Origin of the sequence: Salinilacihabitans rarus (assembly GCF_024296665.1) — an archaeon.
Taxonomy (GTDB): Archaea; Halobacteriota; Halobacteria; order Halobacteriales; family Natrialbaceae; genus Salinilacihabitans; species Salinilacihabitans rarus.
Genome location: NZ_CP100762.1, coordinates 561,506 through 573,904, shown reverse-complemented (window position 1 = coordinate 573,904; position 12,399 = coordinate 561,506). Strand labels below are relative to the sequence as shown.

At 58.0% G+C, this 12,399-nt stretch carries 19 protein-coding genes and 1 CRISPR repeat array (1 of these 20 running past the window's edge); of the genes, 9 read left to right on the top strand and 10 right to left on the bottom strand.

The window, feature by feature from the left end; genetic code table 11:
* Positions 1-66: 66 nt before the first annotated feature.
* The gene (locus tag NKG98_RS03025) at positions 67-204 is read right to left on the bottom strand and encodes a hypothetical protein (RefSeq protein WP_254768268.1); all 138 of its coding nucleotides are present in this window, start codon (positions 202-204) and stop codon (positions 67-69) included.
* 126 nt (positions 205-330) lie between these two features.
* Here NKG98_RS03025 and NKG98_RS03020 point away from each other — a divergent pair, with 126 nt between their 5' ends.
* Positions 331-525 (top strand): antitoxin VapB family protein, encoded by a 195-nt coding sequence (locus NKG98_RS03020; protein WP_254768267.1) that lies wholly within the window; start codon positions 331-333, stop codon positions 523-525.
* A gap of 82 nt (positions 526-607) precedes the next feature.
* Here the strand turns inward: NKG98_RS03020 and NKG98_RS03015 are convergent, their stop codons facing one another.
* Positions 608-874 (bottom strand): hypothetical protein, encoded by a 267-nt coding sequence (locus NKG98_RS03015; RefSeq protein WP_254768266.1) that lies wholly within the window; start codon positions 872-874, stop codon positions 608-610.
* Between the two features lie 319 nt (positions 875-1,193).
* Between NKG98_RS03015 and NKG98_RS03010 the strand changes: the two genes are divergently transcribed.
* Positions 1,194-1,724: a hypothetical protein gene (locus NKG98_RS03010; protein WP_254768265.1), complete on the top strand. Its 531-nt coding sequence runs from the start codon at positions 1,194-1,196 to the stop codon at positions 1,722-1,724.
* 359 nt (positions 1,725-2,083) lie between these two features.
* On the opposite strand, the gene NKG98_RS03005 is transcribed toward NKG98_RS03010, so the two are convergent.
* The 3 genes from NKG98_RS03005 to NKG98_RS02995 form a co-directional block, all read right to left on the bottom strand.
* The gene (locus NKG98_RS03005; protein ID WP_254768264.1) at positions 2,084-2,497 is read right to left on the bottom strand and encodes an Ig-like domain-containing protein; all 414 of its coding nucleotides are present in this window, start codon (positions 2,495-2,497) and stop codon (positions 2,084-2,086) included.
* A 149-nt stretch (positions 2,498-2,646) separates the two neighbouring features.
* Entirely contained in the window at positions 2,647-3,054 is a 408-nt protein-coding gene (locus NKG98_RS03000) for a hypothetical protein (protein WP_254768263.1), read from the bottom strand.
* Positions 3,055-3,196: 142 nt separating this feature from the next.
* On the bottom strand, positions 3,197-3,478 hold the full coding sequence (locus NKG98_RS02995; RefSeq protein WP_254768262.1) for a PadR family transcriptional regulator: 282 nt from the start codon (positions 3,476-3,478) through the stop codon (positions 3,197-3,199).
* Positions 3,479-3,750: 272 nt separating this feature from the next.
* Here NKG98_RS02995 and NKG98_RS02990 point away from each other — a divergent pair, with 272 nt between their 5' ends.
* A complete protein-coding gene (locus NKG98_RS02990) occupies positions 3,751-4,209 on the top strand; it encodes a pyridoxamine 5'-phosphate oxidase family protein (protein WP_254768261.1) in 459 nt (152 codons plus the stop codon).
* A 62-nt stretch (positions 4,210-4,271) separates the two neighbouring features.
* A complete protein-coding gene (gene ddfA, locus NKG98_RS02985; RefSeq protein WP_254768260.1) occupies positions 4,272-4,583 on the top strand; it encodes a DdfA family disk-determining factor in 312 nt (103 codons plus the stop codon).
* Positions 4,584-4,659: 76 nt separating this feature from the next.
* On the opposite strand, the gene NKG98_RS02980 is transcribed toward ddfA, so the two are convergent.
* Genes NKG98_RS02980 through NKG98_RS02960 form a run of 5 tightly spaced genes read right to left on the bottom strand, consistent with a single transcriptional unit; the run spans position 4,660 to position 6,489 of the window.
* Positions 4,660-4,899 carry a hypothetical protein gene (locus NKG98_RS02980; protein ID WP_254768259.1) on the bottom strand — a complete coding sequence of 80 codons (240 nt, stop codon included), beginning with the start codon at positions 4,897-4,899 and terminating at the stop codon, positions 4,660-4,662.
* The gene (locus NKG98_RS02975) at positions 4,899-5,348 is read right to left on the bottom strand and encodes a hypothetical protein (RefSeq protein ID WP_254768258.1); all 450 of its coding nucleotides are present in this window, start codon (positions 5,346-5,348) and stop codon (positions 4,899-4,901) included. Before NKG98_RS02975 ends, NKG98_RS02980 begins: the two co-directional genes overlap by 1 nt.
* Complete coding sequence (locus tag NKG98_RS02970) at positions 5,345-5,497, bottom strand: hypothetical protein (protein ID WP_254768257.1); 153 nt, start codon at positions 5,495-5,497, stop codon at positions 5,345-5,347. The genes NKG98_RS02975 and NKG98_RS02970 overlap by 4 nt, the downstream gene beginning before the upstream one ends.
* A gap of 2 nt (positions 5,498-5,499) precedes the next feature.
* Complete coding sequence (locus NKG98_RS02965) at positions 5,500-6,108, bottom strand: hypothetical protein (RefSeq protein WP_254768256.1); 609 nt, start codon at positions 6,106-6,108, stop codon at positions 5,500-5,502.
* On the bottom strand, positions 6,109-6,489 hold the full coding sequence (locus NKG98_RS02960; RefSeq protein ID WP_254768255.1) for a hypothetical protein: 381 nt from the start codon (positions 6,487-6,489) through the stop codon (positions 6,109-6,111).
* 166 nt (positions 6,490-6,655) lie between these two features.
* Here NKG98_RS02960 and NKG98_RS02955 point away from each other — a divergent pair, with 166 nt between their 5' ends.
* From NKG98_RS02955 to NKG98_RS02935, 5 genes are all read left to right on the top strand, one after another.
* On the top strand, positions 6,656-7,141 hold the full coding sequence (locus tag NKG98_RS02955) for a hypothetical protein (protein ID WP_254768254.1): 486 nt from the start codon (positions 6,656-6,658) through the stop codon (positions 7,139-7,141).
* The gene (locus NKG98_RS02950; RefSeq protein ID WP_254768253.1) at positions 7,134-7,628 is read left to right on the top strand and encodes a hypothetical protein; all 495 of its coding nucleotides are present in this window, start codon (positions 7,134-7,136) and stop codon (positions 7,626-7,628) included. Before NKG98_RS02955 ends, NKG98_RS02950 begins: the two co-directional genes overlap by 8 nt.
* 44 nt (positions 7,629-7,672) lie before the next feature.
* Positions 7,673-7,879 (top strand): hypothetical protein, encoded by a 207-nt coding sequence (locus tag NKG98_RS02945; protein WP_254768252.1) that lies wholly within the window; start codon positions 7,673-7,675, stop codon positions 7,877-7,879.
* 367 nt (positions 7,880-8,246) lie between these two features.
* Positions 8,247-9,173, top strand: a complete 927-nt coding sequence (locus NKG98_RS02940; RefSeq protein WP_254768251.1) for a hypothetical protein — start codon at positions 8,247-8,249, stop codon at positions 9,171-9,173.
* A 323-nt stretch (positions 9,174-9,496) separates the two neighbouring features.
* Complete coding sequence (locus NKG98_RS02935) at positions 9,497-9,649, top strand: hypothetical protein (protein ID WP_254768250.1); 153 nt, start codon at positions 9,497-9,499, stop codon at positions 9,647-9,649.
* Positions 9,650-9,847: 198 nt separating this feature from the next.
* Positions 9,848-12,399: direct repeats of the CRISPR family, unit length 37 nt; unit sequence GTTTCAATCCCGTGCTGGGTTTTCTGGTCTCTGCGAC (it continues 398 nt past the right edge of the window).

Genomic DNA, 12,399 nt, shown 5'->3' with positions numbered 1-12,399 from the left:
TGTGGTGAGCATCCACCTGCGCGCCCGGAGTCGATTGGTACCCGAGGCCGAGCGCGCAGGCGGCGCCTACTCTTCAACCGGTTCGTCACTGTCGCCGTCTAAGAGCCTCTGAAGCGTGTCGTCGAACGTCTCACCCGGCTCGCGTGCGCGGTTGATCCGCTTCCAGTTTTCTTCAGAGACTCGGATTCTCGTGTCCGACGACATCACCACCAACCTTCTTTTCCATGGGGCATAAAATTACCGGATGGACAATTAACCCGGACGTTACCATGGTTAACAATGGCCGTTTTAGCCCATATTTTATATAGGTGCAGGCTATAACAGGCAGGTATGGGCCGAAAAGCCGACACCCACATTCGTGTAACCGAGGAGACATGGAAGCGCCTTAACAACCGGAAGCGCCCTGGGGACAGTTTCGATGACGTCATCGAGCGGTTACTTGAAGACGTTGAAGCGAATGAGGAATCCGAGGGAAACGACACCGAAACGGACGGCGGAGACACCGCAACAGCAGCAGCTGATTGAGTCTGTTCTCCTCGCTGGTTTCGCTCCTCGGTAGTCGCGGCCATCCTACGCTCCTTTACATCGTCGTGATGGCGTGCGGCGATCATGCGTCCGCTTCCCGCTCCTCCGGTTCGGGCACGACGATCTCGATGCGCTCCCACGGGATCACCTCGCTGGTCTTCTTATCGACGAGCTCTCGGTGTTCGGGGTCGACGTCGTCGCCGTTCTCCGCCTGGCGCCGGCAGCCGCGACACCAGATGTGGTTGTTCGTCTGGTCCCAGTCGATGTGGCCGTGGGGGCAGACGTACCGATAGCGGACGTGTGCTTTGGTTCGGTCGAGCACCACCCGGGCACGTTGTTTCGTCGCCATACCAGAGGCGTCCACACGTGACATAAAAGCGGTTTTTCTCCCCCAGAGCGAAAGTGATTCTCTCGGAAATCCCGCTCTGTCGGGCAGTAGGAGGTACCTGTGGCAGAAATACAACCCGACCTGAGAGTCACGGAAACTGAAAGTAGTCGGGAACCCAAGCTCTATAGTCAATCCTGACGGGGATTTCGTCTCTCCGCGTGCCACGAGGGCTCATAAGTCGCCTGCTTGACCCATACAAGCTCGAAGAATCGTCGACCTCGCCGTAGTATTCATCTAGTTAGTCGCTACCTTTATCATATTTTAATTTGGATACATCACCATGTTTGGACAGGGCGACCAAACGTATCAAAAAGTGGTTGAACTAGTTGAAGCATGGCGACCGTCGCAGGATTACGGGCATGAAAGAGAGTTTCAGAAAGAACTAGCTAATTATCTTGACAAACAGCTGAACGAGCAGACCGCCGGTGGAATGGACGACCTTCTGGGTGAGGTTGGAGGTGGCGGCAACTATGTGGTCTACCGGGAACGCGGAGCTTCCCGTGGAGATGTCGTTGTTGACGATATCGTCGGCATCGAGATGAAGCGCCATTTTTCTAACTCACAAAAGAAGAAACTCCGAGGGCAGTTGGAAGACTATGCCGACAACTATCCCTATGTGATCGCCCTTGCGTGCGGCATTGACGATATCAATGGGTGGCGAGAGTTAGAAAACAAGTTTACACAGGGTCGCGGGATGGGAATAGGGATGGACCAGACACAGTTTACGTTTATCATCAAACGACGTGAGAACTTTGGTGAACCGCACGACTTCGGTGGCAGCGGCGGTTTCGGCGATGTGTTTGGGATTTGATCGACATGGCCAACGATGAGTCACTACAGGATCTACCTGACTGGATTGTGCTGCTGATGCTGGTTGTCTTCCTTACGGGTGCTGCTATCGTTCTATACTTTTAATTGATCTATATTCTCCCTCTGCAACTATCTCCGGTTGAGGGTATCACCACGGCCACTGCTGCCTCTTTTGATACGACCGGCAATCAGAGAAGAGTCCCGCTGCGGCGGTCAGGGCCCGCGCCAGGTCTTCGACGCCGGCCGCGGGATGATCGCCGTGGGTACCTCGAGGCCGACGTACGAGACGATCTCCGGCCCAAGTGTGACCGAGTCTAGACCGTTATAGGCCACGAGAGATGTAATACTGGATGAGTAAACTTATTCGCTTACCTCACTGCACTGGGTGTACGACTGTACTTCAGACGCTAATGTCTCATCTGGCGTAATTTGCCATATGACGCGGACGCACGAGTCACCTTCATCAATCGTAGCGGTGGTATCTCGGCTATAATTGCCCCCGTCAAATGAAGCCGAAACTGTATATGCGCCTGGTTCACCGCCGGGATCTTTGATCTCCTTCGCCATATCTGGTTGAATCTCGTAATCCTCCTGGAACACTGTCTCTTCGTTTTCTTCGACTTGGACTGAAATTGTGTGGTACTCTTGATCGTCATTGCGAATTCCAATTGAATGAAGTGTGACAGCCTGCTGACCACGGAAGTGAGTCTGACACCCCGACAAGGGGACGGAGAGAGTTGAAGCTAACACCAGCAGATTGCGGCGGGAGGGCATACCTGTGGGTGACGTCTACTTTTATAATAAAGACCTAGGCTGAAATAGAATCTCTTACCCTCCTCAGATACCCGGATACCGAGTCTCAGTTAGTTCCATTAACATTCTTAAATGAATTGGGGGAGAGAGTAGCGCACACGACCGATGGACTAGCGGAGCTCTCCGGAGCTAAACTGTCGTTCTTCTTCGAGCCGCTGACAACCGACGACCAGAGAGTCGGGGATCTCGTCCGCTTGTGCGTGTAGCGCTTCGAATACGATACCGACCTCTTCGAACCGAGGACCGCGGGAAACGACGAACGGGTCTGCCTCCCAGTCGATGAAATCCCTGTCCGCTAGCATCGGGAGATGCTGGTGGAGAAGTTCTCGTCTGAGTGTTTCGGGGTCGACGGGAACGTTAGGATTCATCGCGCTCTCCGGCAGTGGAGTCGAGTGGTCCGGTGGCGTGTCCAACAGTGAGACGATGATCTGGCGGCGCGGTTCGGCCATGACAGCCGCGAAAACATCGTCCCATTTGTCGATGACACGTTTCCCATTTACAAGTCTAATTTTCATCATTCTAAATAATCACCATCGGTTCCCTTAAGTGAATTGGCCACTGCAACGGTTGCAGACGCCCAGTTTTCACAATCTACAAATCACCTGCACTGAACATTTGAGCCCTTCTGAAGACACCCTCCAAAGTGTAGAGTTGCGTCTCTTACACCTCTAACTCGATATATTGCGTCCGCCACGCTCGACGGTCGCGGATTTCCGCCTCGCCCGCGTCGGTGAGCTCGTAATAGTTCGTCCGACGGTCTTGCCGGCCTTTTTCGACCAAACCCTTCTCGACAAGGATATCGAGATTTGAGTACAGGTGCCCGTGGTCGATTGTAGTCTTGTAGTACGTGTCGAGTTCGTCTTTCACCGCCTGTCCGGATGGGTGGTCCATCCCTGCGATGACGTACAGGAGGTCACGTTGAAAGCCGGTCAGGTCGTCCATAGGGTAGTCACACACGAGCGAGGTGCTACTGACACCACCTTTGTTATGTGATCAGTATGGTATATTTCGAGGCGTTTTCTTGCGTAGCGGGGGTGCTCCTCGCCGATCACAAGGAGCGTTGCCAGAGAGGAGTGATCTGCCGTGAATAATACACATGCGCGGTATGCAGTCTCCCGTCTCAGATGGGGGGCTGTGGAGTTCACTCGGGAGATAGAACTGACTTGTTAGCTCCCGCAGAAGCCATAAGACGTTGAGGTGTGTTTGTCTTTCCTATGGGGGGCGCTTCGGAAGTAGGGGCGGAGTTAAGCGAGAGGGAGAGCCGCTCGTTGCTCACGTCACACGACCACGGCGTCTTGAGCATTGCGAGTAGGGACCGGAGCTATGGTCTCCCGATATCATATGCGTATGATGAAGCCAATGACCGTCTCATTTTTGGGTTCGTAAATACCCCCGAGAGTAAGAAACACCAATTCGCCGTCGCGACCGAGGAAGCGACGCTGACGATCTACGAGTACGACGACGTCGACTCCTGGAGAAGCGTTATCGTCACAGGGCCGATCGCACCTATTCCGGACTCCGAAGTCTCTGTGCAGCTAGCTCCCATTTTCTTCGTCGAGGAAGATGAGACAGGCGAGTCCCAATTAGTAGAACTCGACGAGTTCGACCGAACGTGGTACGCGCTCCAGATTGACGAGATCTCCGGTCGGCAGAGTGGATACTCAATACATTAAGATCAAATATTCTATCTGAATTCGCCAACCTTTTTATAAGAGAGGGTGCTGGCTACATGAGTATGACCGGGGGAGAATCACAGGGAAATGAGATCGCCTCTGCACCCGATTCAATGCTAGTCAGCAGCACGAGATGGTCTCAAGAGCCGGGACAGACGCCGGTCTACGCAATCGCCTCTGCAGTTGCAGACGCGGCTGACTCCGACCCGCTCGAATTGCCCCCGCTCAACGAGGCGATCGACCCCGATGCCCTCAACACACTGTTCACGACACCATTGGAGCCCGCCGGAATACAGGTTACGTTCCGGTATGCTGGCTATGAGATCCGAATCGAGGACACCGGAAACGTACGCGTCTACGCTAGAAGCGACTAAGATCCAGACGTCGAGCGCTCAGAAGCCCCAATACTAACCACGCGTAGTATCGAACTGCGGTGAAAAACAGCGTCTTCTACGGCCCGCGCCAGGTCTTGCTGGCCGGCCGCGGGATGATCGCCGCGGGTGCCTCGAGGCCGACGTTCGAAACGATCTCCTCGCCCGTGACCGTCCACCGCGGGCCCTCGCCATCGACGTCGCGCCAGACTTCCTCGCGGCGAAGCCAGCCGCCAGCGTCACGCGGCTCGAACACCAGCCGGCGGGGGCGGGCGTCCGGCGGTGTCCACCGGATCGTGATCGTGTCACGGGCGGCCATCAGTCGTCCACCTCCTCGCCGGTGACGATCCGCATGTAGCGCTCGGCGTTCTTCTTCCGCCGGGCGCGTTCCTTGCCGGCGTGCAACGGCTCGCCGTGCCACGTGACGCCGCCGTTCTCGATGTCGCGCCGGCGCTTCATCAGGTCCACTCGCGGGTAGACCACCGGCCAGAGCGCGCTCTTCTCGGTCTCCCACAGCGAGGCGAGCGTCTCGCCCGAGAGGTTCGCGACGTCCGTCCCGTCGACCTGGACGAGGCCGTAGTTCGCACCCTCGCCGTCCGGCCGGCGCGACGTCGTCCCGACGCGGTAGATGCCGGGCTCGAAGTCGAGATCGTCGCGGTCGCGGAACTGGATCATGTCCCCACACCGCGGCTCCGGGACGTTCTCGGGGAGGCCCGCGGGCCGGTGCTTCAGGTTCTCCCACAGGCGCTTCGGCGTGTCGTCGCTCACGCCGGGCTCACCTCCGTCCCGTCGGGGCACCGGTGCCATCCGTCAACGCGGTAGAGCGCGCCGCAGTTCGGACACCGCTCGAGGTGCTCGTCGGGCGTGCCGATCTCGTCGCGACCGTCGGGCGTCTCAATCAGGTCAGTGACGCGCATCGTTAGAGCCCCCGCTTGATCTCGTCCTCGGTCGCCCGCCGCCAGTGCCGCGGGTCGTTCGCCGGGTGCTCGGGCGCGAGATATCGCCGGCTCTTGAACCGCGTCTCGCAGGTGAGCGTCCCGCCGACGCAGACGTGCAGGAAGCGGTAGGGCTGGTCGCGATCGCGCGGCGCCGCCCAGCCGCCGGGGAGGTCGTCGGGCCCGACGTAGACGATTCGGTCGCCGTATGCGAGCTCGTCAAACGAGTCGAGCGGCACCTTCGTCACCCGGCCGCCGTCGGTCGCGACGAACCGCGGCTCGCCCTCGGAGACGTGCGCACTCAGCTGCGGGTCGACGTCGACGCCGGCAGGAATCGGACGCCGTCCGGTCGCGAACTGGACACGCCGGACGTGCTTGCATCCGCCCGTGGGTCGGCGATACTCCGCGTCGGGGCATTCACACGCGCCCGTCCGCGCGTCGACGAGGTACTCCTTCCCCGACTGCGAGACGACCACGTAGAGGTCCTCGGCGCCCTTCGCGGGCCCGTAGTCCTCGAGCACCGTCAGATACTGTTCGAGCGCGCGCCGATCGCGCTCGTCGAGGTCGACGTCGGTCTGGATGGTGGCCGCCATCTACATCCCCTCCGTGAGCGCGTCCTGAAGCGTGTCGGCCGCCGAAACCGGCCGCTCGGCCCAGCCGCACACCTCCTCGTCAACGAACTCGATCCAGCGCCGGAGGGTCTCATCGTCTTCGATCGCCTCAGTGTGGAGGGTCGGTCCGCGCACACGGAAGCGAGGAATCGCCTCGCTGTCGTCGCGCTCGCGGTCGCCCGCGGTGACGACGATGCGCCCGCGCTTGCGGTCGACGTGGTGGAACCGCCCCTCGGCGTCGCGGCCGACGTAGGCGTAGTTCCACGACCGCCGCTCGAAGACGACGTCCTCGTCGTCGTGGTCGTAGTCGTCGGGCTGTCCCTGAGTCGAAACCGTTTCGTGGGTAGTCTGCGTAGTTGCCATCTGCCGTTCACCGGCACGGTCGAACGCGCTCCAACGCGTCGGCCATTTTCCGCGGCCGTCCCGTGCTCAGTTACTACTCTATTCCCCAGCGGCATATAGATTACGGATAGTAAGCTATTACCTGCAGGTCGTAGCTTACTTGTCGTTACCCGTAGAATAGTAGGCCATGAGCATGAAAGACTCACCAGTGCTCAGTAACGACGACCTGAACGACACGGATCGATCGATCCTCGGGCTACTACGCGAGGGGCGCGTCACGCCGCCGTACGTGGCTGACGAACTCGACAAGAGTCGGGAGTACGCCAGCGAGCGACTTATCCGAATGCTCGAACACGGTCACGCCGAACGCGTTGCTCCAGGCCTTTACGAACTCGTCGACGACCCGCGCGACGACGTCGAACCACCTGCCGATCCCGCCGACCTCCAGGAGCGAATCGCCGACCTGGAGGCGTCGCTGACCGAGGCGCGCGAGGACCGGCAGGCGTACAAAGAGCGCCTCGACGACTGCCACGACCGGCTCGCCGAGGCGCCCGATCGGCAGGAGCTCGCCCGCGCGATCGAGGACCTCGAACACGCGCTCGCGAACGGCGGAATGGACGTCGACGTCGCCATGCAGCGACTCCGCGAGGCTGCGGGGGGAGCCGATGAGTGACTCCGACGACCGGCTCGAACGGCTCGAGGAACTCGCCCGCGAGCGCTGGGGTGAGAACTGGGCGATCGAGCAAACCCACTGGGCCGACGGCACGACCTCGGAACACGTCTACCATATGCGTGGTCCCGTCGACGTCGAGGGAATCGACGGACGGGTCCTCGAGAAGGATCTCCTCGTTCTCGATGATGAGGGCCGGCACGTCGTCGAACGAGTTCGAATGCAGACCGGAACCACGGTCGATCGCGAAGTGGTTTCCGATCCGTACGATCTGGTCGATGAGTCAGTGCCGTTCGGGTTGTGGGCCACCGGTCACGATGGCCAGTGGCACCGGGTCGTCGAGCTCGGTACCGATGAAGTGACACTCGCATGTGGCGAGGTCCTCAAGGAGGCCAAGATTAGTCGACGACCGACCGATAGCCAATCCGGTACAGACGATTCGCCCGTCGAGAGATGCAACCGCTGCCTGCAAGCGGAGCACGACGGCTGACCACGGCCGACCGACTGCTGCCTTCTCCTCGCGAACACTCGGATATGCCTACGGACCCGGTCGACCGCGTCGTCGCGATGGTCGACGCCCAGACGAGCCCGAAGCAACCGGACGCCGTCCGCCTCGAGACGATTATGGTCGTCGCCCAGCATTCGAATCTCTCGACCGACGAGGCGCGCTCGGCAATCGACCTGGCCCTCGAGGAGGACCGCCTCGAAGCGGTCGATGGTCGCCTTCGCGGCGCGGCGTAGCCTCGTCGGCGGCGAACTCGTTCGCCAGTCGGCGTATCGCCTTCTGGTCGAACCGTCGACTCGCAGGGGGTGGCACATCAGCTGGGACAACAACCTTCTGCCAGTCAGGGGTGTCCAGAGCACTACCATCTCCGTCCCACTCCCCTCTCTGCTACAGGGTTATACGCGAGGTCGCGGCCAACGCCGGCGATGCACGTTAGCTCGGTACGGGACTGGGGAGTCTTAAGGGTTCGCGGGAGCCGTCGCGATTACCGGGGAGTCTAAACGAGGTGCCGACGGATTATAGTAAGGTTTTATTAAGCTCACTGCTGTGGGTGGTTCTGCAATGTCTGAAGGTAATTGCCGATCGATCGATCGACGTACGTTTATGAGATCAGCCGCCGTCGCAGGTGCTAGCGCCGGTGCAGTCGGTGCTACTTCCGGACTCGCGTCGGCTTCGCATCTTACGAACGATTCAGCCGACTATCAGGACCTGACTATTTACGTTTACGACGGACCTAATATCACAACTCAGGATAGTGAATTTTATGACGGCTGTATCGATGCCGCGCACGACTTCGCGCAGTATCTCGAAAGCTGGTTCGCTTATGTCGGTAATGTCGATGTGTATACAGCACGAGAACACGGTTGGTCTTCGCTTCAGATAGACCGCGAAGTTCTTTCCCCTGATGACGTGCGTAATGCGGCTTCCAGCTATCGCCGTTCGCCGGAAAATATGAATATCGCCATCATCCGGAACACTGATACGTATCTCGGCCAGTCGTGGGGAAGCCTGTATAATTACGAATCAGATCCGAGCGGTGATGATATCCAGACAGACGAAGGTATTTTCGCCTTTGCCAATGCTGACCACGCGGATATCGGCTTCGACATCGACACTGGAAGCCAGACCGGTTACGACTACGGATATAATATCTTTATTCACGAACTAATCCACGGTCAGACCTTTAACACCGAAATTTACGATAACAGCGGGTATTACGACCATCGTATGGGTATTACGGTCTGTTCGGAAAGTTACACCTCGAATACTGGTATGGCCACGCCTTCCGTTATGGCTACCGGCTACACTTCGCAGGCTAAAAGCACGGATGACGATGAATATCCGGATGGTGAAGAAGACTGTGAAGGACGTGACTGGGAACGGTGGGCATACGTGAATAAACCTATGCCGATTATGTCGAAATGTACGGCACAGGTTGTAGGAGATTTCCACTATGGCGACGGAATCGGTACGGCGGGTGATGCCGTTATGAAATCGTCGATTCCTGCGAACGAAAACCCGTGGCGATAGGCTAGACTCGAAGCGATTAGGTTTTTATTCGTTTTCTTAATGTCTTATCCAGTCCGAGGCACGAATTTAGCTCGTGCTGAAACGATCCGAAATGGCTACGACAGCGACGATTCTACTAGCGGAATCATCAACAGTTTCACCAGACCTGAACACGCATTTATCACGCCTTCCTAGGCTCCTGCAAAACTAATACGAGCATGGGCGCAGCGATCGTCCTGGTCGGACTGTTCTCTGACCCTCCTTATAACTGAACACCGAATCCACCAACCTCACTTGCCTTATTGATTTCAGGTTTATATCCGAAGCCGCGGCCAACGCCGGCGATGCACGTCGAGACCTCACCGCTGGAGGACTGGCTCGTGATCGTCGCACTGCAGCGTCTCGCCGACGACTACGAGGACGTCGATCCCGATCTTGCGCGGCGGGCGCGGTGGCTGGCCGTCGCGATCGCAGAAGAACACAATATAGGTAAGTGAGAGCGGTTAAGCGAGTAATAGATTGAGTCGATCTGTGAAGGGATGATTATTCTAAGTTACAAAAAATCCGTTTGAAAGGACGTGTAGTGGTCGATTCGGTCCTCGAAAGATTGTTTCAACGGACCCTGTTTCATCTCTTCTCGGGTTTTCGGTCTCCTGCGACTCTCGAAGGCCGACTCCATCGCGACCTTCTCGATGGTTTCAATCCCGTGCTGGGTTTTCTGGTCTCTGCGACAATGTGAGCGACCTCCTCGAAGAGGCCTGGAACGAGGTTTCAATCCCGTGCTGGGTTTTCTGGTCTCTGCGACGGACGTCGTCGCCGACACGGGCGAGCTGCTCGTCCTGTTTCAATCCCGTGCTGGGTTTTCTGGTCTCTGCGACACGGCCACTCTGACGATGTAAGATCGGTTGCGGTATGTTTCAATCCCGTGCTGGGTTTTCTGGTCTCTGCGACCGCCGGGCGCCGGGATTAACAGGTTACCGCTCGCTACGTTTCAATCCCGTGCTGGGTTTTCTGGTCTCTGCGACCCCCGCACCACGCGAGGTAGACAACGACGATCTCGGGTTTCAATCCCGTGCTGGGTTTTCTGGTCTCTGCGACGATCGCTCGCGCCGAGACTTTCGCCGTTCGATGTATGTTTCAATCCCGTGCTGGGTTTTCTGGTCTCTGCGACTCTCGTCGCCCTCGACGTACGTCCGCCGCGTCCCCTGTTTCAATCCCGTGCTGGGTTTTCTGGTCTCTGCGACAATCGACCATCGCGGTAGGATTTCGAACTATCGTTTATTGTTTCAATCCCGTGCTGGGTTTTCTGGTCTCTGCGACTTCGGACGATGGACGGTCTTCACGATCACATTCAGAAGGTTTCAATCCCGTGCTGGGTTTTCTGGTCTCTGCGACATCTTTAAAATCGGATCGGCCCCGGAGCGTTTTGTTTCAATCCCGTGCTGGGTTTTCTGGTCTCTGCGACGACCCGAGCTGGTTCGACGACGCGCGCGCGTTTTTGTTTCAATCCCGTGCTGGGTTTTCTGGTCTCTGCGACCGACGGCGGGCGACGCGCTCGCCGGCCCGTGGCTCGGTTTCAATCCCGTGCTGGGTTTTCTGGTCTCTGCGACCTCCGGCACGGGAGCGTTCGTCTCGACGTAATCCGTTTCAATCCCGTGCTGGGTTTTCTGGTCTCTGCGACTCTATTGATCTGTGTATCACAGGAACGATGGTAGTTTCAATCCCGTGCTGGGTTTTCTGGTCTCTGCGACTGCATCGACGCCGACGGCGGCCTCTACTCCTGCGAGTTTCAATCCCGTGCTGGGTTTTCTGGTCTCTGCGACGGCGCGGACCCACAGCACCAGCCCGAGGAGGATATGTTTCAATCCCGTGCTGGGTTTTCTGGTCTCTGCGACCGCTTGCCGAGGAGACGATTCAGCGGACGACGACCCTGTTTCAATCCCGTGCTGGGTTTTCTGGTCTCTGCGACCGACGGATCGTTACTTGTGTCCGATCGTGAGAAACGGTTTCAATCCCGTGCTGGGTTTTCTGGTCTCTGCGACATCCCTCTCCCCGAGTTCGATTCCGACGTTTTGGTGTTTCAATCCCGTGCTGGGTTTTCTGGTCTCTGCGACCTCTCGGCCGCGAAGTCCATGCCGGCCACGTAGTCGGGTTTCAATCCCGTGCTGGGTTTTCTGGTCTCTGCGACTCCCTGCCCGGCCCTCGGTTGCCAGCGGAGTAGCTAAGTTTCAATCCCGTGCTGGGTTTTCTGGTCTCTGCGACACCACGAGGGACCGTGCAGCCATCTCTGCGCCATCGTCGTTTCAATCCCGTGCTGGGTTTTCTGGTCTCTGCGACGAGACGTTAACCGGCGTGTCGGTCGTCGACGTCGTGTTTCAATCCCGTGCTGGGTTTTCTGGTCTCTGCGACAGTTGCTCGATCCCGGGGGTGGTCGTCTTCTTGTTTCAATCCCGTGCTGGGTTTTCTGGTCTCTGCGACAACGCGAACTCTGGTCGATCTCGCGCACCCAGGAAGTTTCAATCCCGTGCTGGGTTTTCTGGTCTCTGCGACGTATCGGTCGTAGACCGCCGTTACGCGCCACTCTCGTTTCAATCCCGTGCTGGGTTTTCTGGTCTCTGCGACCGTCGGCGTCCACCTGCTTGATGTCGATCGCGTAGAGTTTCAATCCCGTGCTGGGTTTTCTGGTCTCTGCGACTGCCGTTTGCCGTGAGCGTATCGGTTCCGACGCTTTGTTTCAATCCCGTGCTGGGTTTTCTGGTCTCTGCGACCAGGTGGGTCACCGTGTGCTCCCCACAGCATACCCGGTTTCAATCCCGTGCTGGGTTTTCTGGTCTCTGCGACACCAGACCTCGTTCAACATCCCCGACGACTTCGCCGACGTTTCAATCCCGTGCTGGGTTTTCTGGTCTCTGCGACGGGTTGTGGATACTCGCGCCGTGGAAACTCGCGGCTCTGTTTCAATCCCGTGCTGGGTTTTCTGGTCTCTGCGACGACACGGTCGCGGTGGCCGCGACGGACGAGGTCTTGTGTTTCAATCCCGTGCTGGGTTTTCTGGTCTCTGCGACTCCGTACGGACGGAGGTCAGAATGAGTAACAACGAGTTTCAATCCCGTGCTGGGTTTTCTGGTCTCTGCGACCCACCCAACACTCGTTGTTCTGACACCGGAACTCATGTTTCAATCCCGTGCTGGGTTTTCTGGTCTCTGCGACATCCACCCTCCATACTCCGCGACCTCTCTCACAATTG

Excerpts from the sequence above, each read along its gene's own strand:
- NKG98_RS03025 (WP_254768268.1), bottom strand. The coding sequence starts at position 204 with ATGTCGTCGGACACGAGAATCCGAGTCTCTGAAGAAAACTGGAAGCGG.
- NKG98_RS03020 (WP_254768267.1), top strand. The coding sequence starts at position 331 with ATGGGCCGAAAAGCCGACACCCACATTCGTGTAACCGAGGAGACATGG.
- NKG98_RS03015 (WP_254768266.1), bottom strand. The coding sequence starts at position 874 with ATGGCGACGAAACAACGTGCCCGGGTGGTGCTCGACCGAACCAAAGCA.
- NKG98_RS03010 (WP_254768265.1), top strand. The coding sequence starts at position 1,194 with ATGTTTGGACAGGGCGACCAAACGTATCAAAAAGTGGTTGAACTAGTT.
- NKG98_RS03005 (WP_254768264.1), bottom strand. The coding sequence starts at position 2,497 with ATGCCCTCCCGCCGCAATCTGCTGGTGTTAGCTTCAACTCTCTCCGTC.
- NKG98_RS03000 (WP_254768263.1), bottom strand. The coding sequence starts at position 3,054 with ATGATGAAAATTAGACTTGTAAATGGGAAACGTGTCATCGACAAATGG.
- NKG98_RS02995 (WP_254768262.1), bottom strand. The coding sequence starts at position 3,478 with ATGGACGACCTGACCGGCTTTCAACGTGACCTCCTGTACGTCATCGCA.
- NKG98_RS02990 (WP_254768261.1), top strand. The coding sequence starts at position 3,751 with ATGGGGGGCGCTTCGGAAGTAGGGGCGGAGTTAAGCGAGAGGGAGAGC.
- ddfA (WP_254768260.1), top strand. The coding sequence starts at position 4,272 with ATGACCGGGGGAGAATCACAGGGAAATGAGATCGCCTCTGCACCCGAT.
- NKG98_RS02980 (WP_254768259.1), bottom strand. The coding sequence starts at position 4,899 with ATGGCCGCCCGTGACACGATCACGATCCGGTGGACACCGCCGGACGCC.
- NKG98_RS02970 (WP_254768257.1), bottom strand. The coding sequence starts at position 5,497 with ATGCGCGTCACTGACCTGATTGAGACGCCCGACGGTCGCGACGAGATC.
- NKG98_RS02965 (WP_254768256.1), bottom strand. The coding sequence starts at position 6,108 with ATGGCGGCCACCATCCAGACCGACGTCGACCTCGACGAGCGCGATCGG.
- NKG98_RS02960 (WP_254768255.1), bottom strand. The coding sequence starts at position 6,489 with ATGGCAACTACGCAGACTACCCACGAAACGGTTTCGACTCAGGGACAG.
- NKG98_RS02955 (WP_254768254.1), top strand. The coding sequence starts at position 6,656 with ATGAGCATGAAAGACTCACCAGTGCTCAGTAACGACGACCTGAACGAC.
- NKG98_RS02950 (WP_254768253.1), top strand. The coding sequence starts at position 7,134 with ATGAGTGACTCCGACGACCGGCTCGAACGGCTCGAGGAACTCGCCCGC.
- NKG98_RS02945 (WP_254768252.1), top strand. The coding sequence starts at position 7,673 with ATGCCTACGGACCCGGTCGACCGCGTCGTCGCGATGGTCGACGCCCAG.
- NKG98_RS02940 (WP_254768251.1), top strand. The coding sequence starts at position 8,247 with ATGAGATCAGCCGCCGTCGCAGGTGCTAGCGCCGGTGCAGTCGGTGCT.
- NKG98_RS02935 (WP_254768250.1), top strand. The coding sequence starts at position 9,497 with ATGCACGTCGAGACCTCACCGCTGGAGGACTGGCTCGTGATCGTCGCA.